Consider the following 20,088-nt stretch of genomic DNA (forward strand, 5'->3'; position numbering starts at 1 on the left):
CCTCCTCACATCCGGAAGACGCCGAACTGGGGCTCGCCCAGTGGCGCGTTGGCACAAGCGGTCAGGGCCAGACCCAGCACCTGACGGGTCTCCAGCGGGTCGATCACGCCGTCGTCCCAGAGCCGGGCGGTGGCGTAGTAGGCGTTGCCCTGGCGCTCGTACTGCGCGCGGATCGGCGTCTTGAAGGACTCCTCGTCCTCGGCGGGCCACTCCTCGCCGCGCGCTTCCATCTGGTCCCGCTTGACGGTCGCGAGGACGGACGCGGCCTGCTCGCCGCCCATGACGGAGATCTTGGCGTTCGGCCACATCCACAGGAAGCGGGGGGAGTAGGCCCGGCCGCACATCGAGTAGTTGCCCGCGCCGTACGACCCGCCGACCACCACCGTCAGCTTCGGCACGCGCGTGCAGGCCACCGCCGTCACCATCTTGGCGCCGTGCTTGGCGATGCCGCCCGCCTCGTAGTCCCTGCCGACCATGAACCCCGAGATGTTCTGCAGGAACACCAGCGGGATCCCGCGCTGGTCGCACAGCTCGATGAAGTGGGCGCCCTTCTGGGCGGACTCGGAGAAGAGGATGCCGTTGTTGGCGACGATCCCGACCGGGTGGCCGTGGATCCGGGCGAAGCCGGTGACGAGGGTCTGCCCGAACTCGCTCTTGAACTCGGCGAACCGGGATCCGTCCGTGATCCGGGCGATGATCTCGCGCACGTCGTAGGGGGTACGGGAGTCGACCGGGACGGCGCCGTAGATCCCGTAGGGGTCGACCTTGGGTTCCGTGACCGGTGTGACCTCCCAGGGGAGGGAGCGCCGGGCGGGCAGCGTGGCGACGATGTTCCGGACGATCCTGAGCGCGTGCGCGTCGTCCTCGGCGAGGTGGTCGGTGACGCCGGAGACGCGGGAGTGGACCTCGCCGCCGCCCAGCTCCTCGGCCGTGACGACCTCACCGGTGGCCGCCTTCACCAGCGGCGGCCCGCCGAGGAAGATCGTGCCCTGATTGCGGACGATCACCGCCTCGTCGCTCATGGCGGGGACGTAGGCGCCACCCGCCGTGCAGGACCCGAGCACGGCCGCGATCTGCGGGATGCCCGCGCCGGACATCCGCGCCTGGTTGTAGAAGATCCGCCCGAAATGCTCGCGGTCCGGGAACACCTCGTCCTGCATCGGCAGGAAGGCGCCGCCCGAGTCGACCAGGTAGACGCACGGCAGCCGGTTGTCGAGGGCTACCTCCTGGGCGCGCAGGTGCTTCTTCACGGTCATCGGGTAGTACGTACCGCCCTTGACCGTGGCGTCATTGGCGACGATCACGCACTCGCGCCCGCTGACCCGCCCGATCCCGGCGATCACCCCGGCGGCGGGGGCCTGTCCGTCGTACATCCCGTCGGCCGCGAGGGGGGCCAGCTCCAGGAACGGCGAGCCCGCGTCGAGCAGCGTGTCCACCCGGTCCCTGGGCAGCAGCTTGCCGCGCGCGGTGTGGCGGGCCCGCGCCTTCTCGCCGCCGCCCAGGGCGGCTGTGGCCAGCTTGGCGCGCAGCTCCCCGACGAGTGCGAGGTGGGCCTGTTCATTGGCCCGCCAGGCCTCCGACGCGGGATCTGCCGCGCTCGTCAGCTCCGGTGCCTCGTGCATCCTGCGGTCCCCTCAGCGGTGATCGAACCTGTTGATCGAACCTGTAGATCGCCTGTTAATGAGCGTTAACCATTTCCTTCAGGTTAACGACCGCTAACCTCGCTGTCTAGAATTACTCGCATGGTCACCAGAACCGACGCCCCCACCCGGCGCGAGCAGATCCTGAAGGAAGCCGCCCGGCTCTTCGCGGAGCGCGGCTTCCACGGTGTCGGCGTGGACGAGATAGGCGCCGCGGTCGGCATCAGCGGCCCCGGTCTGTACCGCCACTTCCCGGGCAAGGACGCGATGCTCGCCGAGCTGCTGGTCGGCATCAGCGGCCAGCTGCTGACGGGGGCCAAGCGGCGCCTGGCGGAGGCCGACGGAGTGCCCGCGCGCCGCATCCTGGACTCCCTGATCGAGGGCCACATCGACTTCGCCCTGGACGACCGCCCGCTGATCACCCTGCACGACCGCGAGCTGGACCGGCTGCGCGACAGCGACCGCAAGCTGGTGCGCCAGCTCCAGCGGCAGTACGTCGAGCTGTGGGTGGAGGTGGTCCGCGAGGTGTACCCGGCACTGACCGAGCCCGCCGCCCGCTCCGCCGTCCACTCCGTCTTCGGCCTGCTGAACTCCACCCCCCACCTCGGCCGCGCGGGCACGCTGCCCGGCCGGGGCGCCACGGCGGCCCTGCTGCACCGGATGGCCTGCGGGGCGTTCGAGGCGGCCGGGGAGGAGTGAGGGCCCCGGGCACCCCGGGGGGAGTGACCTGCGTCTCTGGACGCATTCCGTACTCGCCGGTATCTTCGAGTCTGAGCAAGCGCTTAGACATGCCCGATGCCATGCCGAAGTACGTGGAGGTAGCCGTGCGCCGTACGGTGTTCAACGAGGATCACGAGGCGTTCCGGGAGACCCTCCGCGCCTTCATCGAGGCCGAGGTCGTCCCGGTCTACGACGAGTGGTTCGCCGCCGGCCAGGCGCCGCGCGAGTTCTACTACAAGCTCGCCGAGCTGGGCGTCTTCGGTATCCGTGTCGACGAGGAGTACGGCGGCGCGGGCATCGACTCCTACAAGTTCGAGGCCGTCCTGTACGAGGAGACCGCCCGCGCGGGCGTGTCCTTCGGCGGTTCCGGCGTGCACGTCCTGCTCGGCCTGCCGTACATCAAGCTGCTCGCCAACGACGAGCAGAAGAAGCGCTACCTGCCGAAGTTCGTCTCCGGTGAGGAGATGTGGGCGATCGCGATGACCGAGCCGGGCACCGGCTCCGACCTCGCGGGCATGAAGACCACCGCCAAGCTCTCCGAGGACGGCACGCACTACGTCCTCAACGGTGCCAAGACCTTCATCACCGGTGGCGTGCACGCCGATCGCATGATCGTCTGCGCCCGCACCTCCGCGCCCACCGCCGAGGACCGCCGGCACGGCATCTCCCTGTTCGTCGTGGACACCAAGGCCGAGGGCTACTCGGTCGGCCGCAAGCTCGACAAGCTCGGCCTGAAGACCTCCGACACCGCCGAGCTGGCCTTCGTCGACGTCAAGGTCCCGGTCGAGGACCTCCTCGGCGAGGAGAACAAGGGCTTCTACTACCTCGGCCACAACCTGGCCTCCGAGCGCTGGGGCATCGCCTTCGGCGCGTACGCGCAGGCCAAGGCAGCCGTCCGGTTCGCCAAGGAGTACGTGCAGCAGCGCACCGTCTTCGGCCAGCCCGTCGCGGCCTTCCAGAACACCAAGTTCGAGCTGGCCGCCTGCCAGGCCGAGGTGGACGCGGCCGAGGCCGTCGCCGACCGCGCGACGGAGGCCCTCGACGCCGGTGAGCTGACCCCCGCCGAGGCCGCCAGCGCCAAGCTGTTCTGCACCGAGGTCGCCCACCGCGTGATCGACCGCTGCCTCCAGCTGCACGGCGGCTACGGCTTCATGAACGAGTACCCGATCGCCCGCCTGTACGCGGACAACCGCGTCAACCGCATCTACGGCGGCACCAGCGAGATCATGAAGACGATCATCGCCAAGGACATGGGCCTGTAAGGGCCACGAAACCCGACGCAATAACTGGCCGGTACAACTGATCCCATGAGCCAGGCACTCCAGGATCTCCTCGATCTGCTCGACCTTGAGCAGATCGAGGAGGACATCTTCCGCGGCCAGTCCCGCTCCGCCGTCGTACCCCGTGTCTTCGGCGGGCAGGTCGCGGCGCAGGCGCTGGTCGCCGCCGGCCGGACGGTCCCCGCCGACCGCCCCGCCCACTCGCTCCACGCGTACTTCCTGCGCCCGGGCGACCCCGGCGCGCCGATCGTCTACACCGTGGACCGCATCCGCGACGGCCGCTCCTTCACCACCCGCCGCGTGGTCGCCGTCCAGCACGGCAAGCCGATCTTCCACCTCTCCGCCTCCTTCCAGGTGGACGAGGAGGGCCTGGACCACCAGACCCCCATGCCGGCCGCCCCGGATCCGGCGACCCTGCCCACCTCCCAGGAGCGGCTGCGCGGTTACGGCCATCTCGACCCGGCCGTGGTCGAGAAGTTCCTGGAGGCACGGGAAGCGGTCGATCTGCGCTACGTCGAGGAGCCGCCGTACGGGCAGTTCGGCGCACCGCGCGAGCCGCACAGCCAGGTGTGGTTCCGCACCAACGGCAAGCTCGACGACGACCCGCTGCTCCACGTCGTCCTCGCCACGTACGTCTCCGACATGACCCTCCTCGACTCCGTGCTGCTCGCGCACGGCCGCGGCGGCTGGGCGGTCGGTGATGTCGTGGGCGCCTCCCTGGACCACGCGATGTGGTTCCACCGCCCCTTCCGCGCCGACGAATGGCTGCTGTACGACCAGGAGTCACCGTCCGCGCACGGCGGCCGGGGCCTCGGTCAGGCCCGTATCTACACGCAGGACGGGCAGCTCGCGATCACCGTCATCCAGGAGGGCGTGGTCCGCGTTCCGCGCGCCTGATTCGTCCCGAGATGCCAGATGGCGGATGCGCTACTACGCTCTTTCAGTGAAGCCGCAATACGCAGCGTGATTGACTGATCACGTTTCGTACACCGCGGTGACACCTCAAAAGCGCGCCGTGCGTTCCCTTTCCGTGAGCACGGCGCCCGACCATCCGATCCGCCCCTCCCCTCCCCTGGGAGACGCGGCAGATGATGGAAACGAAAGGGCACATCCCATGCGAGCACAGCGCATCAAGCGTTATGTCGTGCTGTCCACCGCCGGTCTGATGCTGGCCGGCGGAGCCTCGATCGGCGCGGCCGGCACCGCTTCGGCGGCGCCCGAGCACCGCGGCAACCACGGCCGCCACGACGACCGCGGCGGTCGTCACCATGGTCGTCACCATCACGGCGGCCGGCACCACGGCCGCGGCGAGAACGGCCGAGGCGAACATGGCCGCGGCGAGAACGGCCGCGGCGAGAACGGCCGTAACGGTGGCGGCGAGAACGGTCGCAACGGTCGCGGCGGCAACGGCGGCTACTGATCTCCGGCGCTGATCGCGCCCCCACTGTGCGGCTCCGCGCGCGAGGAGCCGCACAGTGCTGTCATACCGTCAGGAGGCCCGACTCCGCGAGCAGATAGGCCGTCATGGGGTCGTAGTAACGCGGGCTGGGCACATGGTCGTCCAGCGGTACGACGGCCTGGAGGGTGCCCTCGGCCTCGGCGAGGAACAGTGCGGGGTCGTTGCAGTCGGCGTACCCGACGGAGTCGACGCCGTGCTGCCCCGCGTACCCGGCCCACCCGTGATCGGCGACGACGAGGTCCGGCAGCGGCCGCCCCGCCCGCTCAAGTCCCGTGAGAACGGCCCGCATCGGCTCCCCGGAGTGGGTGTGCCACAGCGTGGCCCCGTGCTCCAGGACGGCCACGTCCGCGAACTGCATGACGTACCCCTCGTCCGTCTGCAGCCCGTCCGGGATGACCACGATCTCGCAGCCCGCGCCGCGCAGCGCGGCGGCCGTGGCCCGGTGCACGTCCAGCAGACCGCCCGGGTGGCCGGTGGCGAACAGCACCCGCTGCCGCCCCTCCGCCGCCTTGCGCAGCCGCGCCGCCATCCGCTCCAGGGCGTCCACGGTCAGCTCGGGGTCGATGGTGTCCTGGCCGTACCGGTACTCGGGATCGTCGTTGACGCCGGCCTTCTCCGCCATCACGGCGAGCACGTCCTGCTCGTCCGCCCAGCGGTCGCCCAGCTCCAGACCGAGCCAGTAGTGACGGTCGCCGTTGGCCAGCTTGCGGTAGTGGGAGAGGTTGTTCTCGCGGGGCGTGGCGACGTCCCCCGCGATACGGGTCCTCACCAGATGGTCGACGAGCTGCGCACGGCTGGGTGTCCCGGATATCGGCATGCCTTCCATTGTGAGGGATAGCATTGCGGGCCGAATTGCCTCACCCCTTCCTTCCGTTGAGCCGTTGAGTATGGGAGCAGCAGATATGCGTGCCGCCGCCGTGACGTCCGCCGGTGATCTGATGCGCTGGGTGGAACTGCCCGGAGCCGAACCGGCCCGCGTGTACGTGCACGGGCTCGGGGCCACCTCGCCGGCCTACTTCGCCGAGGCCGCCGTCCATCCGCTGCTGGCCGGCCGCCGTTCGCTGCTGATCGACCTGCTCGGGCACGGCATCAGCGACCGCCCGACGGACTTCGACTACACGCTGGAGTCGCACGCGGACACGCTGGCGGCCGCCCTGGAGTCGGCCGGTGTGGCGGGGGCCGAGTTCGTCGCGCACAGCATGGGCGGCTCCGTGGCGATCGTGCTGGCCGCCCGGCATCCGAAGCTGGTGTCGCGGCTGGTGCTGATCGACGCCAACCTCGACCCGCTCCAGCCCCGGGCCGACCTGGGCGGCAGCAGCGGCATCGCCCACTACTCGGAGGAGGAGTTCCTGTCGGGGGGCTGGGCGGAGGTCCGCGACCGGGTCGGCCCGCACTGGTGGTCCACCATGCGCCTGGCCGGCCGGGAGGGGCTGTACCGCAGCGCCGCGCATCTCGTCCGGGGCACTCGCCCCACCATGCGCGAACTGCTGGTCGACCTGAGCGTCCCGCGCACCTTCCTCCTCCCCGCCGCCGACGACTCGCTGACCGGCATCGAGTCCCTGGAGGCGGCCGGCGTCACCGTGACGCGGGTCCCGGACTGCGGCCACAACATCATGCTGGACAACCCGGAGGGGTTCGCGCGGGCCGCGGCGGCCGGTCTGGCCTGACCGCCCCGGGCCGACCGGCCAACTGCCGGTCGCCCACTGTCCGTTGCCCGCCCCCGGCAGCCGGCTCGTCAGCCGTGCCGCAGCGCGAACCACAGCTCCATGCGGACGTCCGGGTCGTCCAGGTCGGTGTCCAGCAGGGCCGCGCAGCGGGCGATGCGTTGCCGCACGGTGTTGCGGTGCACGTCCAGGGCCACCGCCGTACGGTCCCAACTGCCGTGCAGCGAGAGCCAGTTGCGCAGGGTCTCGGTGAGCTCTGGGCGGCCGGTGAGGGGGGCGAGCAGAGTGCGGGCGTGGGCCTCGGCGTCCGTGGGCGGCACCAGGTCCGCCAGTCCGGGCCGGGCGCCGTGCCGGACCAGCGGGGTGCGGGTGGCGCGGGCGCGGGCCAGGGCGCGGGCCGCCTGGGTGTCGGCGGCCGGCCACTCGCGCGGCTCCACGGCGGCACTCACCCCGAGCGTCCAGCCCGGTTGCGGCTCCGGCTCCCGCCCGCCCGGCACCAGCACCCGTACGACGTCCCGCGCGAGGTCGACCAGCGGTGAACCCAGGGCCGCGCCGAGGGCCGAGGCGGCGACGGCGTCCGGGAGCTGCGTCTCGGGGCGGGCGTGGACCACCAGCCAGCTCTCCTTCCCCAGCAGCGGCGCGACCGCCTCCGGCGCCGAGCCGAGCAGGAGCCGTACCAGCGCCGAGGAGCGGGCGGCTCCGGCCCCGCTGTGATGCTCGCCGGTCAGCAGCGACAGCAGCACGGAGGCCACGGAGGTGATGGTGTGGTCGCCGGGTTCGCGCCGTGCGCTCGCCACCGCGAGGACGAAACCCTCGCCCGCCCCCAGCGCGTAGGCGGCCAGGTGCGCGTCGCCCAGGGTGTCCGTGGCCGACGTGGGGCCGGGGACACCGGTCCCTCCCGGTCGTACCACCCCCGCCAGGTCCGCCAGCGCCTCCCGTACGCCCGCCCCCGGCTCCCGGCCCGCCGCCGCGATCTCGGTGCCGTCGGCGCCGTACAGCACCGCGTGCCCGGACAGACGCTGGGCGAGCTGGCGCAGCACCGACGGCACCGGATCCGGGCGGGAGGCCGCCGCCGCGAGCCTCTGCTGGGCCTCGGTGACGCGGCGCAGCTCGGCCAGCCGGGCCTGCGCCATCAGCTGCCACACCGCACGGGCCACGCCGGAGAAGGTGGTCTGGGGCGGGACCTCCAGGAGGGGCAGGCCGTACCGCTCGCACGCGGCGACCAGCGCGCGCGGGACCGTGTCGTGCACCGGTGCCAATCCGAAGCCGAGGGCCGCGCCGCCCGCCGCGACGATCCGGGAGACGTAGTCGTCGAAGTAGGTGCCCGAACCCGCCGCCTCCGGGATGTGCACCCCGGCCGTCAGCAGCAGCTCCCCGCCCAGGAGGTACGGGTACGGGTCCGCCATCTCCGAGGTGTGCGCCCAGTGGATCACGGTCCCCTGGTCCGTCGGGCCCGCGATCTGCCGCAGGGCCAGGTCCTCGCGGGCCAGCAGGGCCGAGAGCGGGACGGGTGGGGTCGGTGGGACCGCTGGGGTGATCGACTCCGGCATGGTGTGCATTCCCTCCACTCCACCCCGTTCATATGGATGAAACGTACACTTCGCAGTCGCTTTCCGGCCACCTACTGTCGAGGGACGTCACCCGCCGGCGATCCGATCCCCGTACGACTTCGAGTGGAGGAGGGCTTCATGGCCGTCGACTACACAGTGATCGTCGTCTATCTCGCCGGCATGCTGGCCATGGGCTGGTGGGGCATGCGCCGCGCCAGGTCGAAGAGCGAGTTCCTGGTGGCCGGCCGCCGCCTGGGACCGGCCATGTACTCCGGCACCATGGCGGCGATCGTCCTCGGCGGCGCGTCCACCATCGGCGGGGTGGGACTGGGCTACCAGTACGGCCTGTCCGGCGCGTGGATGGTCTTCACCATCGGGCTCGGGCTCCTCGCCCTGTCGGTCTTCTTCTCCGCCCGCATCGCCCGGCTGAAGGTCTACACGGTCTCCGAGATGCTGGACCTGCGCTACGGCGGCCGGGCCGGCCTGATCTCCGGCGTGGTCATGTGGGCGTACACCCTGATGCTGGCGGTCACCTCGACGATCGCCTACGCCACGATCTTCGACGTCCTGTTCGACATGAACCGGACCCTCGCGATCGTCCTCGGCGGCTCGATCGTCGTCGCCTACTCCACCCTCGGCGGCATGTGGTCGATCACCCTGACGGACATGGTCCAGTTCGTCGTGAAGACGATCGGCGTGCTGCTCCTGCTCCTGCCGATCGCCGTGGTCAAGGCGGGCGGCTTCAGCGAGATGAAGGCCAAGCTGCCCACCTCGTACTTCGACCCGCTGGGCATCGGCGGCCAGACGATCTTCACGTACGTCCTGATCTACACGTTCGGCATGCTGATCGGCCAGGACATCTGGCAGCGCGTGTTCACCGCCCGCGGTGACAGGACCGCCAAGTGGGGCGGCACGGTGGCCGGAACCTACTGTCTGGCCTACGCCCTCGCCGGCGCGGTGATCGGTACGGCCGCCAAGGTGCTCTACCCGAAGCTGGGCAGCCCCGACGACGCCTTCGCCACCATCGTCAAGGACGAACTCCCCGTCGGCGTACGCGGGTTGGTGCTGGCCGCCGCCCTCGCCGCCGTGATGTCGACGTCCTCCGGCGCCCTGATCGCCTGCGCGACGGTCGCCAACAACGACATCTGGTCGCGGCTGCGCGGTGCCGTACGGCGCGACGGTGCGGACCATGACGAGGTCGGCGGCAACCGCGCCTTCATCCTGATCATGGGCGTGGCGGTGATCGGTACGGCGATCGCGCTGAACAACGTGGTCGAGGCGCTCACGGTGGCGTACAACCTGCTCGTCGGCGGCCTGCTCGTGCCCATCCTCGGCGGCCTGCTGTGGAAGCGCGGCACGGTGCAGGGCGCGCTGGCGTCGGTGATCGTCGGCGGCCTGGCGGTGATCGGCCTGATGGCGGGCTACGGCATCCTCGCCAACGAGCCGGTCTACTACGGCCTGCTCGCCTCCCTGGCCGCCTACGTCACCGTGTCCCTGGCCACCAGGCCCACCGACGAGACCGTCCTCACCGCCTGGCGCGAGCGCCTCGCCGGACGGTCCCCCTCCGAACTCTCGTCCGAACCGGTACCGGCTCACCAGTAGAGTCGTACCAGAAGCAGTACATGCGCGACGAAGCGCAAGAAAGAAGGCATTTCATCATGAGCAGCAACGAGACGCCCCGCGGCCCCGTCGACTCCTCCCGCATCCCGCGGTACGCCGGCCCCGCGACCTTCGCCCGGCTGCCCCGCCTGGACGAGGTCGGCACCGCCGACGTCGCCGTCGTGGGCGTGCCGTTCGACTCCGGCGTCTCGTACCGGCCGGGCGCCCGCTTCGGCGGCAACGCCATCCGCGAGGCGTCCCGGCTGCTGCGCCCGTACAACCCGGCGCAGGACGCGTCGCCGTTCGCCCTCGCCCAGGTCGCGGACGGCGGCGACATCGCCGTGAACCCGTTCAACATCAACGAGGCCGTCGAGACCGTCGAGGCGGCGGCGGACGAGCTGCTCGGCACGGGCGCCCGGCTGATGACCCTCGGTGGCGACCACACCATCGCGCTGCCCCTGCTGCGGAGCGTGGCCAAGAAGCACGGCCCGGTGGCGCTGCTGCACTTCGACGCCCACCTGGACACGTGGGACACGTACTTCGGCGCCGAGTACACCCACGGCACCCCGTTCCGCCGCGCGGTGGAGGAGGGCATCCTCGACACCTCGGCCCTCTCCCACGTGGGTACGCGCGGACCCCTGTACGGCAAGCAGGACCTCACCGACGACGAGAAGATGGGCTTCGGCATCGTCACCTCGGCCGACATCTACCGCCGGGGCGCCGACGAGGTGGCCGACCAGCTGCGCCAGCGCATCGGCGACCGCCCGCTGTACATCTCCATCGACATCGACTGCCTCGACCCGGCCCACGCGCCCGGCACGGGCACGCCGGAGGCGGGCGGCATGACCTCGCGGGAGCTGCTGGAGATCCTGCGCGGCCTGGCATCCTGCAACCTGGTGTCGGCGGACGTGGTCGAGGTCGCCCCGGCGTACGACCACGCGGAGATCACCTCGGTCGCGGCCTCCCACACGGCCTACGAACTGACCACCATCATGAGCCGCCAGATCGCGGCGGCCCGGAAGGACTCGGCAGCGAAGTGACTCACGACCACGACCTGGTGCTCCGCCCGACCGCTCGGCAGACGGCGGCCGCGCTGAATCCCCCTCCCGGCCGCAGCGGCGGAGACCTGGTCGTGGAAACGCTGGCCGGGCTCGGCGCGACGACGGTCTTCGGCCTGCCCGGCCAGCACGCCCTCGGCATGTTCGACGCCCTGCGCCGCTCGTCGCTGCGCTATGTGGGCCTGCGGGTGGAGAACAACGCGGGCTTCGCGGCGGACGCGTACGGCCGGATCACGGGCGAGGCGGCACCCTTGCTGCTCTCGACGGGTCCGGGAGCGCTGACCTCGCTCGCGGCCTTGCAGGAGGCGGCGGCGGCCTCGGCTCCCGTGCTGGCGATCAGCAGCCAGATCCCGACGGCGGGCCTGGGCGGCGGCCGCCACGGCTACCTCCACGAACTCCCGGACCAGTCGGCCTCGTTCCGGGGTGTGGTCAAGTCCGTCCACACGGTCCGTACGCAGTCCCAGATCCCGTCCGCGATCGCGGCGGCCTGGAAGTCGGCCCTGACGGCCCCGCACGGCCCGGTGTGGGTGGAGATCCCGCAGGACGTACTGCTGGCGCCGACCGCGCTGCCGGTGGTGACGGCGGTGGACGCGACGCCGGAGGAGTTGGTCCCGCGTGTCGAACTGACGGCGGTGGCCGCCGACTTGCTGTCGCACGCGTCCCGCCCGGCGATCATCGCGGGCGGCGGGGTCGTGCGATCGGACGCGTCGGGCAAGCTGTGCCGGCTGGCCGAGAAGCTGGACGCTCCGGTCGTGACGACGTTCGGCGGCAAGGGTGCGTTCCCGTGGAACCACCCCCTGTCCCTCCAGTCCTGGCTGGAGGACCGGCACACGACGGACTTCCTGGAGGACGCGGACGTCCTGCTGGTCGTCGGCTCGGGCCTGGGTGAACTGTCCTCCAACTACCACACGTTCAAGCCCCGGGGCCGAGTGATCCAGATCGAGGCGGACCTCGGCAAACTGGAGTCCAACCACCCGGCACTGGGCATCCACGCGGACGCCCGCCTGGCGTTGCAGGCCCTGCTGGAGACGGTGGAGGAGCGGACGGACGCGACGGCGCCGGAGCGGGTGCGAGAGCTGCTGGCGAAGGTCGGTGCCCGTATCGCCTCGCAGGAACTCACCCTGGAACAGGAGGTGTTGGCCGCCGTCCGGCGCGCGCTGCCCGCAGCGGCACCCTCCTTCTGGGACATGACGATCCTGGCGTACTGGGCCTGGTCGGCGTTCGACCCCCGGGGCACGAACCTGATGCACTCGGCCCAGGGTGCCGGCGGCCTCGGCTACGGCTTCCCGGCGGCGCTGGGCGCGGCGGCGGCGGACCCCACCCGCCCGGTCCTGGCGGTGTCGGGCGACGGCGGCGCCCTCTACTCGATCGCGGAACTGGCCACGGCACGCCAGTACGACCTCCCGGTCACCTGGCTGATCGTCGACGACGGCGGCTACGGCATCCTCCGCGAGTACATGACGGACGCCTTCGGCCAGGCCACGGCCACGGAACTGACGCGGCCGGACTACGTGGCCCTGGCGGAGTCCTTCGGCGTGCCGGGGGTACGGACGACTCCGGAGACCCTGGAGGAGGACCTGAGGAAGGCGCTGTCGGCTCCGGGGCCGTCGGTGGTGGTGCTCCCGGCGGTCCTGCGGATGTTCGCGCCGACGCACGTGGGCTAGTGTCGCGACCGGTATCGACAACTCGGTGGGGAACGAGGCGACGATGGAGGCGTCAGAGGTCCCGCGTGCGGTGGCCGCAGCCATGTCGATCGCCTCATCATGTGGCCTGACAACCGACGACGCGCTCGTTCTCCATGACTCGAACAAGCTCACGCTGCGTCTGCTGCCCTGTGACGTCCTGGCCCGGGTGGCACCTGTGGCGCAGCAGGTCGCACAGTTCGAGGTCGAGCTCGCTCAGCGGCTCGCCGAATCCGGGTGCCCTGTGGCTGCTCTCGATCCGCGAGTGGAGCCACGCGTCCATGAGCGCGATGGCTTCGTGGTCACGCTATGGACCTACTACGAACCCGTGACCCCCCGAGAGGTCTCACCGGCCGACTACGCCGACGCGCTCGCGCGGCTGCATGCCGGCATGCGCACGCTCGATGTCCCGGCACCGCGTTTCACGGATCGAGTCGAGCAGGCTCAGCAACTGCTGGCGAACCGCGACCGCACTCCCGCCCTCGCCGACGCGGACCGGGAACTGCTCGGCGACACGTTACGAAGCCTGAGGCGAGTGATCGGCGAGCGCGGCGGCGCCGAGCAGCTGCTGCACGGTGAGCCGCACCCGGGCAACGTGCTCACCACGAAGAACGGGCTGCTGTTCATCGACCTTGAGACGTGTTGCCGTGGGCCCGTCGCATTCGACCTCGCCCATGCGCCCGAAGAAGTCAGCGAGCACTGTCCGGGTGTCGATCAGGACGTGCTGCGTGCGTGCCGGATCCTCGTGCTGGCGATGATCACGACGTGGCGCTGGGATCGAGGCGACCAACTCCCGAACGGGCGCCGGCTGCGCACGGAGTGGCTCGGCCGGATCCGAGCAGCACTCGATCGTGGATTCGTCCAGGACGAGGGGAGCGGGTAACGCGTCGTCCCGGTACGCGGAGGCACTGAGCTGGGCTTCGGCTCGATGAACACCGGGCCGCCGCCGCGTACAGAACGCGTCGCGACCTGTCCCGGCGGCCCACCCCGCGGCGCCCGGGTGTTCAGGACGCGTCCGTCGCGCCCCGCCCCACCGTGCTCGCTCGCGGGATGAGCCGGTGCGGCGCGCGGATCTCCATACCGGGGACGGGGGTGGGGCTGCCGATCCGTTTGAGCAGTCGCTCCACCGCCGTCTCGGCGATCATCTGTTTGTCCGGCGAGATCGTCGTGACGGGCGGGTTGGAGTAGCGGGCGTCCTCGATGTCGTCGTAGCCGACGATCGCGACGTCCTCCGGGACGCGCAGGCCACGTGAGGCCAGTGTGTGCAGCGCGCCCAGGGCGACCAGGTCGCTGTAGCAGAAGACCGCGTCGGGCGGTTCCTCAAGGTCGAGCAGGTGGGCCATGGCGGTGGCGCCGTCGGAGCGGTTGAAGCGGGGGGTGGAGATGACGTACTCCCCGCGAACGGGCACGCCGGCCCGCTCATGGGCCAGGCGGTAGCCGCGGGTGCGCAGCTGGGCCGCCTCGCCGGTGCGGTACGGCTGGTCGCCGATCGCGGCGACGCGGCGCCGGCCGAGGCCGAGCAGGTGCTCGGTGGCCTCACGAGAGGCCGCGACGTCGTCGATGCCGATGTGGTCGAAGCCGCCGTCGCTGACCCGCTCGCCGAGCACGACCAGCGGGAGCTTCGGGTCGCGCTCGGACAGTTCGGACTGGGCCATGCCCAGCGGGCTGAAGATGACGCCGTCGAAGAGCAGTTGCTGCGAGCCGCGGCTGAGGAACAGCTTCTCGTGTTCCGCGTCGCCGTCGGTCTGGTCGATCAGGACGTTGTACCCCCGCACACGGGCCGCGCGGATGATGCCCTGCAGCAGCTCGGCGAAGTACGGCGTGTCCAGGTACGGAACCACCACCGCGATCTGGCCGGACCGGCCCGAGGCGAGGTTGCGGGCCAGGACGTTCGGCTGGTAGCCGAGTTCGTCGACCGCCTTCTGCACCCGGGCACGCATGGCCTCGGAGACCGGCGCGTAGCCGTTGACCACGTTCGACACGGTGCGACTGGAGACTCCGGCCAGCGCCGCGACGTCGCGGAGTGTGACGCCCTTTGCCATAGGTCACCTTCATCCTGGATGGACCATTACCCGAAAGTTTCGACCCACCTCTTGCAGCGCGGCAATCCTTCGGTTAACACTTTTGCAGCGCTGCAGAGCCTAGCAGAGGCGACCCGAAGGGATGATCGGGAACCGCCTCCTCTTCGCCCTGACGTGCAGGTCCGTGGCGTCGCCGCGGGCCGGATCCCCCGGGAGTGATCCCGGGACCCCCGGGAGCGATCCCGGGGTGACCGGTAGGAGCCGCAGTGACGCACGTGACCGCTTCCGGGCAGGCAGCCGCCCGCGCCCGGACGGCGCCCTCCACGTTATTCGCCGCGGCCTGACGACGCCCACCTTTCTATGTACGTAATCTCGAACGATGTTCGAGATCTGGACTCCACGCGCACTTTTACGGCACATATCGCCCCACACCGCTCTCCCTCTCCCTCCGCCTCCCCTTCCTGCCCCTCGGGCACCCTCACCCAGGAGAATGCTCATGTCGTCCACCAGACTGCCCCGTTCCCTGCGCCGGACCGCCGTCGCGACGACCTCCGCCGCCCTCGCCGCGGTGCTCCTCGCGGCCTGCGGCGGTGGCGGCAGCGGCTCCGGCGCCTCGGCCGGCGGCCCGGTGCACATCAAGGTGTGGGCCTGGTACCCGGACTTCAAGCAGGTCGTGGACCAGTTCAACAAGACGCACAAGGACGTCCAGGTCGACTGGGTGCAGGCCGGCGTCGGCCAGGACGAGTACACCAAGCTGAAGACCGCGCTCAAGGCGGGCCAGGGCGCCCCGGACGTCGTCATGCTGGAGTTCCAGGAGCTGCCGACCATCCAGCTCACCAAGGGCCTGCTCGACATGGGCAAGTACGGCGCGAACGCGGACAAGGGCAACTACGTGTCGTGGGCCTGGAACCAGGCCTCCGACGGCGACCACGTCTACGCCATCCCGGTCGACGGCGGCCCGATGGCGATGATGTACCGGGCCGACCTCTTCAAGAAGTACAACCTGAAGGTGCCGACCACCTGGGCGGAGTTCAAGGAGGAGGCGGTCAAGCTCCACAAGGCCGACCCGAACGCGTACCTGACCGACTTCGGCAGCGACGAGACGGCCGCCGGCTGGCGCCAGGGCCTGATGTGGCAGGCCGGCTCCCGCCCCTACACCTACTCGGCGAGCAAGCTGCCGAACATCGGGATCAACCTGAACGACGCAGGGGCCAAGAAGGTGTACGACTACTGGGGCGACCTGGTGAAGAACAAGCTGGTCGACACCACCTCGTACGCCACCACGGACTTCTACAACGGCCTCAGCACCGGCAAGTACGCCACCTACATCGCGGCCGGCTGGGGTCCGGGCTACCTCTCCAGCGTCGCCAAGAAGACCGCGGGCCAGTGGCGGGTGGCGCCCCTGCCGCAGTGGACGGCGGGCGGCAACGACCAGGGCGACTGGGGCGGTTCGTCCTTCGCCGTGACCACGCAGACCCAGCACCCCAAGGAGGCCACCGAGGTCGCCCGGGAGCTCTTCGGCACCTCCGAGGCCGCCTGGAAGATCGGCATCGACCAGGCCTACCTGTTCCCGCTGTCCAGCCCGATCCTCAACGGGGCCTACTTCAAGCAGAAGAAGTACGACTTCTTCGGCGGCCAGCAGATCAACTCGGTGTTCGTGCCCGCCGCGAACACCATCGGGAGCTTCGACTGGAGCCCGTTCCAGGACTTCGCCTACAACACCGACACCAGTGAGGTGGGCAAGGCGCTCCAGGGCCAGACCGACTGGTCCGCGGTGAACGACAACGTCCAGAACCAGGTGACCTCCTACGCGAGCAAGCAGGGATTCAAGGTCAGCAAGTAACCGGCCCGAGTCCTCAAGTCCGCACCGCCCCCGCCGACGCCCCGCGCGTCACCCGGCCGCCGTCGGCCGGGGGCCCCGTACCACGCGCAAGGAGAAGTGATGAGCCTGCTCCGACAGCAGGGACCAGCACTCGCGCCCTCAAGTCCCGCACCCGCTGAGCCACTTGGCGTCCGGGCGGTCGGCGGGAAGAGCGGCCGGCGTACCTCGGGGCTGTCCGCACGCGCCCGCCACCGGGGCATGGGCCTGCTGCTGATCGCCCCGTTCACCCTGCTCTTCCTGGCCTTCCTGGTGGCGCCGCTGGCGTACGCGTTCTGGCTGAGCCTCAGGACCTCCACCCTGGTGGGCGGCGACCACTTCAGCTGGTTCGCCAACTACAAGCAGACCTTCACCGACCCGCAGTTCCTGTCCGGTGTGCGCCGCGTGGTGGTCTTCGGCGTGGTCCAGATCCCGGTGATGCTCGTGCTGGCCCTGCTCGGCGCCCTCATCGTCGACGAGGTCACCAGCCGCCTCGCCAAGGTCTTCCGCATGACCCTGTTCATGCCGTATGCCGTGCCCGCGGTGATCGGCGCACTGATGTGGGGCTTCCTGTACAGCCCGACCTTCGGCCCGGTGAACTCCCTGAGCCACGCCCTCGGCCTCGGCAAGGTCGACCTGCTGTCGCACGGTCTGATGCTGACCTCGCTCGGCAACATCGTGACCTGGCAGTGGACCGGCTACAACATGATCGTCCTGTACGCCGCCCTCCAGGGCCTGCCTCGCGAGGTGTACGAGGCGGCCAAGCTCGACGGCGCCGGGCAGATCCAGACGGCCCTGCGGATCAAGATCCCGATGATCTCCTCGGCCCTGGTGCTCACGCTGATGTTCACCATCATCGGCACCCTGCAATTCTTCACCGAGCCCCGGGTCCTCGAACCGACCGCCTCCCAGGTGATCAGCCCGGACTACACACCGAACCTGTACGCCTACAACCTGGCCTTCCAGTACTCGGAGTTCAACTACTCCGCCGCCATCTCCTTCTCGCTCGGAGCGGTGGTCTTCATCGGCTCCTACTTCTTCCTGTTCGCCACGCGCAAAAGGAGCGGACTGAAGTGACGACCGCCGCAGCCCCCGTTCCCGCCGTCGCCGTCCCGGCGCCCCGCCGTACGTCCGCCGTCCGAGGGCGCGTCACCGTCAACGCGGTGATGGTGGCGATGATCCTGTACTTCCTGCTGCCGTTCTGGTGGCTGGTCGTCGCGGCCAGCAAGAACAACGACGCGCTGTTCTCCACCGCCGCCCTGTGGTTCCACTCGCCGGGCTCGTTCTTCGACAACCTCCAGCAGCTGTTCACGTACAACGACGGCGAGTACCTGCGCTGGATGGGCAACACCGCGATCTACGCGGGCGTCAGCGGTGTCGGTGCCACCGCCGTGGCGACCCTCGCCGGGTACGCCTTCGCGAAGTACCGCTTCCCCGGCCGCAACCTGCTCTTCTCCAGCCTTCTCGGCGCCATCATGGTGCCCGCGACCGCGCTGGCCATCCCCACCTACCTGCTGCTGAGCAAGGTGGCGCTGACCAACACCATGTGGGCGGTCATCCTGCCCCAGCTGCTCAACCCGTTCGGCGTCTACCTGGTGCGGGTCTACGTGCAGGAGTCCCTGCCGGACGAGCTGCTGGAGGCGGCCCGCATGGACGGCGCCGGTGAGCTGCGCGTCCTGTGGTCGGTGGCGCTGCCGACCCTGAAGCCCGCGCTCGTCACCGTGCTGCTGTTCTCCATGGTCGGCACCTGGAACAACTTCTTCCTGCCGCTGGTGATGCTCAACAACGACAAGCTGTTCCCGCTCACCGTCGGCCTGCAGTCCTGGTACCAGGGAGCGCTGATCCAGTCCGGCGCCAACGCGCTGTTCACCCTCGTCATCGCGGGTTCCCTCGTCGCGATCATCCCGCTGATCGTGGCCTTCCTCCTCCTGCAGCGGTACTGGCGCGGCGGCCTGACCGTCGGAAGCCTCAAGTAGCCCAGCCTTCCCCCACCTCTCTCGCGCACCTCCCGGAGCGACCTTCATGCTGCACGCCTCCCTGACCGTCGACCCCGCCTTCCGCGTCGCCGACGTGAGCCCCCGTACCTTCGGCTCGTTCGTCGAGCACATGGGCCGCTGCGTCTACACCGGTATCTACGAACCCGGCCACCCGCACGCCGACGAGGACGGCCTGCGCCGTGACGTCCTGGACCTGGTGCGTGAGCTGGGCGTGACCACCGTGCGCTATCCCGGCGGCAACTTCGTCTCCGGCTTCCGCTGGGAGGACAGCGTCGGCCCGGTCGCCGACCGCCCCACCCGTCTCGACCTCGCCTGGCACAGCACCGAGACCAACGCGTTCGGTCTGCACGAGTTCGCGGGCTGGGCCCGCAAGGCCGGCGTCGAGCCCATGATGGCGCTCAACCTCGGTACCCGTGGCGTCCAGGAGGCCCTCGACCTGCTGGAGTACTGCAACCATCCCGGCGGCACCGCCTGGTCCGACCAGCGGATCAAGAACGGCGCCCGGGACCCCTTCGGCATCCGCATGTGGTGTCTCGGCAACGAGATGGACGGGCCCTGGCAGACGGGTCACAAGACCGCCGCCGAGTACGGCCGCCTGGCCGCCGAGACCGGCCGGGCCATGCGCATGATCGACCCGAACCTCGAACTGGTCGCGTGCGGCAGCTCCAGCTCCTCGATGCCGACGTTCGGCGCCTGGGAGGCGACCGTGCTGGAGGAGGCGTACGACCAGGTCGACTACATCTCCTGCCACGCCTACTACGAGGAACTCGACGGCGACCTCGGCAGCTTCCTGGCCTCCCCGGTCGACATGGACGGCTTCATCGAGTCGGTGGTTGCCACCGCCGACCACATCCGGGCCAAGCAGCGCCGCAAGAAGCGGATCAACCTCTCCTTCGACGAGTGGAACGTCTGGTACAACACCCGCTTCGAGGCCCAGGACAAGCCGACCGAGTGGGCCGTCGCCCCGCGCGTGATCGAGGACGAGTACAACGTCGCCGACGCCGTCGTGGTCGGCGGGCTGCTGATCAGCCTGCTGCGCAACAGCGACCGTGTCACCGCCGCCTGCCTCGCCCAGCTCGTCAACGTCATCGCCCCCATCCGCAGCGAGGCGGGCGGCCCGAGCTGGCGGCAGACCACGTTCCACCCCTTCGCCCAGGCGGCCCGGCACGCCCGCGGCACCGTCCTGCGGGTGGAGCCGGTCGCGCCCGTGTACGAGACGAAGCGTTTCGGCGAGGTTCCCGTCGTCGATGCCGTGGCCACCCACATCGCCGGCGCCGACGGGGCCGACGAGCTCACCGTCTTCGCCGTCAACCGGCACCAGAGCGAGAACGTCGAACTCGCCCTCGACCTGCGGGCGTTCCCGGGCTACACGCCGGTGGAGCACTCGGTGCTCAGCGACCCCGACATCCGCGCCACCAACACCCAGGACGAACCGGACCGGGTCCGGCCGTACACCGCCGGCACCGGTGCCGTCACCGACGGCCGGCTCACCGCGACCCTGCCGCCCGTCTCCTGGAACGTCGTCCGGCTGCGCCGCGCCGGCTGACACGCCCCCTTCGC

17 protein-coding genes are annotated in these 20,088 nt (G+C 70.4%); 13 read left to right on the forward strand and 4 right to left on the reverse strand.

Annotation, left to right across the window (positions count from 1 at the left end; all coding sequences use genetic code 11):
* Positions 1-5: 5 nt before the first annotated feature.
* Entirely contained in the window at positions 6-1,622 is a 1,617-nt protein-coding gene (locus tag O1G22_RS26840; RefSeq protein WP_270083652.1) for a carboxyl transferase domain-containing protein, read from the reverse strand.
* 120 nt (positions 1,623-1,742) lie between these two features.
* Between O1G22_RS26840 and O1G22_RS26845 the strand changes: the two genes are divergently transcribed.
* The 4 genes from O1G22_RS26845 to O1G22_RS26860 all read left to right on the forward strand — a co-directional run bounded on the left by O1G22_RS26845 (position 1,743) and on the right by O1G22_RS26860 (position 5,060).
* On the forward strand, positions 1,743-2,339 hold the full coding sequence (locus O1G22_RS26845; protein ID WP_270083653.1) for an SACE_7040 family transcriptional regulator: 597 nt from the start codon (positions 1,743-1,745) through the stop codon (positions 2,337-2,339).
* Between the two features lie 125 nt (positions 2,340-2,464).
* Entirely contained in the window at positions 2,465-3,622 is a 1,158-nt protein-coding gene (locus O1G22_RS26850) for an acyl-CoA dehydrogenase family protein (protein WP_270086555.1), read from the forward strand.
* Positions 3,623-3,667: 45 nt separating this feature from the next.
* Positions 3,668-4,537, forward strand: a complete 870-nt coding sequence (gene tesB, locus O1G22_RS26855) for an acyl-CoA thioesterase II (protein ID WP_270083654.1) — start codon at positions 3,668-3,670, stop codon at positions 4,535-4,537.
* Between the two features lie 217 nt (positions 4,538-4,754).
* Positions 4,755-5,060 (forward strand): hypothetical protein, encoded by a 306-nt coding sequence (locus tag O1G22_RS26860; protein ID WP_270083655.1) that lies wholly within the window; start codon positions 4,755-4,757, stop codon positions 5,058-5,060.
* A gap of 61 nt (positions 5,061-5,121) precedes the next feature.
* Here the strand turns inward: O1G22_RS26860 and O1G22_RS26865 are convergent, their stop codons facing one another.
* On the reverse strand, positions 5,122-5,916 hold the full coding sequence (locus O1G22_RS26865) for a phosphatase (RefSeq protein WP_270083656.1): 795 nt from the start codon (positions 5,914-5,916) through the stop codon (positions 5,122-5,124).
* Between the two features lie 85 nt (positions 5,917-6,001).
* On the opposite strand from O1G22_RS26865, the gene O1G22_RS26870 reads away from it, so the two are divergent.
* Positions 6,002-6,766 carry an alpha/beta fold hydrolase gene (locus O1G22_RS26870; protein ID WP_270083657.1) on the forward strand — a complete coding sequence of 255 codons (765 nt, stop codon included), beginning with the start codon at positions 6,002-6,004 and terminating at the stop codon, positions 6,764-6,766.
* A gap of 68 nt (positions 6,767-6,834) precedes the next feature.
* Here O1G22_RS26870 and O1G22_RS26875 read toward each other — a convergent pair whose 3' ends face one another.
* Complete coding sequence (locus O1G22_RS26875) at positions 6,835-8,313, reverse strand: PucR family transcriptional regulator (RefSeq protein WP_270083658.1); 1,479 nt, start codon at positions 8,311-8,313, stop codon at positions 6,835-6,837.
* 138 nt (positions 8,314-8,451) lie between these two features.
* On the opposite strand from O1G22_RS26875, the gene O1G22_RS26880 reads away from it, so the two are divergent.
* The 4 genes from O1G22_RS26880 to O1G22_RS26895 are packed head-to-tail and all read left to right on the forward strand — an operon-like array spanning position 8,452 to position 13,535.
* Positions 8,452-9,915 carry a sodium:solute symporter family protein gene (locus O1G22_RS26880; protein WP_270083659.1) on the forward strand — a complete coding sequence of 488 codons (1,464 nt, stop codon included), beginning with the start codon at positions 8,452-8,454 and terminating at the stop codon, positions 9,913-9,915.
* Positions 9,916-9,971: 56 nt separating this feature from the next.
* On the forward strand, positions 9,972-10,952 hold the full coding sequence (gene speB, locus O1G22_RS26885; protein WP_270083660.1) for an agmatinase: 981 nt from the start codon (positions 9,972-9,974) through the stop codon (positions 10,950-10,952).
* Positions 10,949-12,634: a thiamine pyrophosphate-binding protein gene (locus O1G22_RS26890; protein WP_270083661.1), complete on the forward strand. Its 1,686-nt coding sequence runs from the start codon at positions 10,949-10,951 to the stop codon at positions 12,632-12,634. Before speB ends, O1G22_RS26890 begins: the two co-directional genes overlap by 4 nt.
* Before the next feature lie 43 nt (positions 12,635-12,677).
* Entirely contained in the window at positions 12,678-13,535 is an 858-nt protein-coding gene (locus O1G22_RS26895) for a phosphotransferase enzyme family protein (RefSeq protein WP_270086556.1), read from the forward strand.
* A gap of 121 nt (positions 13,536-13,656) precedes the next feature.
* On the opposite strand, the gene O1G22_RS26900 is transcribed toward O1G22_RS26895, so the two are convergent.
* Entirely contained in the window at positions 13,657-14,694 is a 1,038-nt protein-coding gene (locus O1G22_RS26900) for a LacI family DNA-binding transcriptional regulator (protein ID WP_270083662.1), read from the reverse strand.
* Between the two features lie 475 nt (positions 14,695-15,169).
* Between O1G22_RS26900 and O1G22_RS26905 the strand changes: the two genes are divergently transcribed.
* From O1G22_RS26905 to arfA, 4 genes are all read left to right on the forward strand, one after another.
* Positions 15,170-16,516, forward strand: a complete 1,347-nt coding sequence (locus tag O1G22_RS26905; RefSeq protein WP_270083663.1) for an ABC transporter substrate-binding protein — start codon at positions 15,170-15,172, stop codon at positions 16,514-16,516.
* Positions 16,517-16,615: 99 nt separating this feature from the next.
* Positions 16,616-17,608, forward strand: coding sequence for a carbohydrate ABC transporter permease (locus tag O1G22_RS26910; protein ID WP_270083664.1), 993 nt, complete (start codon positions 16,616-16,618; stop codon positions 17,606-17,608).
* Positions 17,605-18,507: a carbohydrate ABC transporter permease gene (locus O1G22_RS26915; protein ID WP_270083665.1), complete on the forward strand. Its 903-nt coding sequence runs from the start codon at positions 17,605-17,607 to the stop codon at positions 18,505-18,507. The genes O1G22_RS26910 and O1G22_RS26915 overlap by 4 nt, the downstream gene beginning before the upstream one ends.
* A gap of 46 nt (positions 18,508-18,553) precedes the next feature.
* The gene (gene arfA, locus O1G22_RS26920) at positions 18,554-20,074 is read left to right on the forward strand and encodes an arabinosylfuranosidase ArfA (RefSeq protein ID WP_270083666.1); all 1,521 of its coding nucleotides are present in this window, start codon (positions 18,554-18,556) and stop codon (positions 20,072-20,074) included.
* Positions 20,075-20,088: the final 14 nt, after the last annotated feature.

The organism is Streptomyces camelliae, from assembly GCF_027625935.1.
Lineage (GTDB): Bacteria > Actinomycetota > Actinomycetes > Streptomycetales > Streptomycetaceae > Streptomyces > Streptomyces camelliae.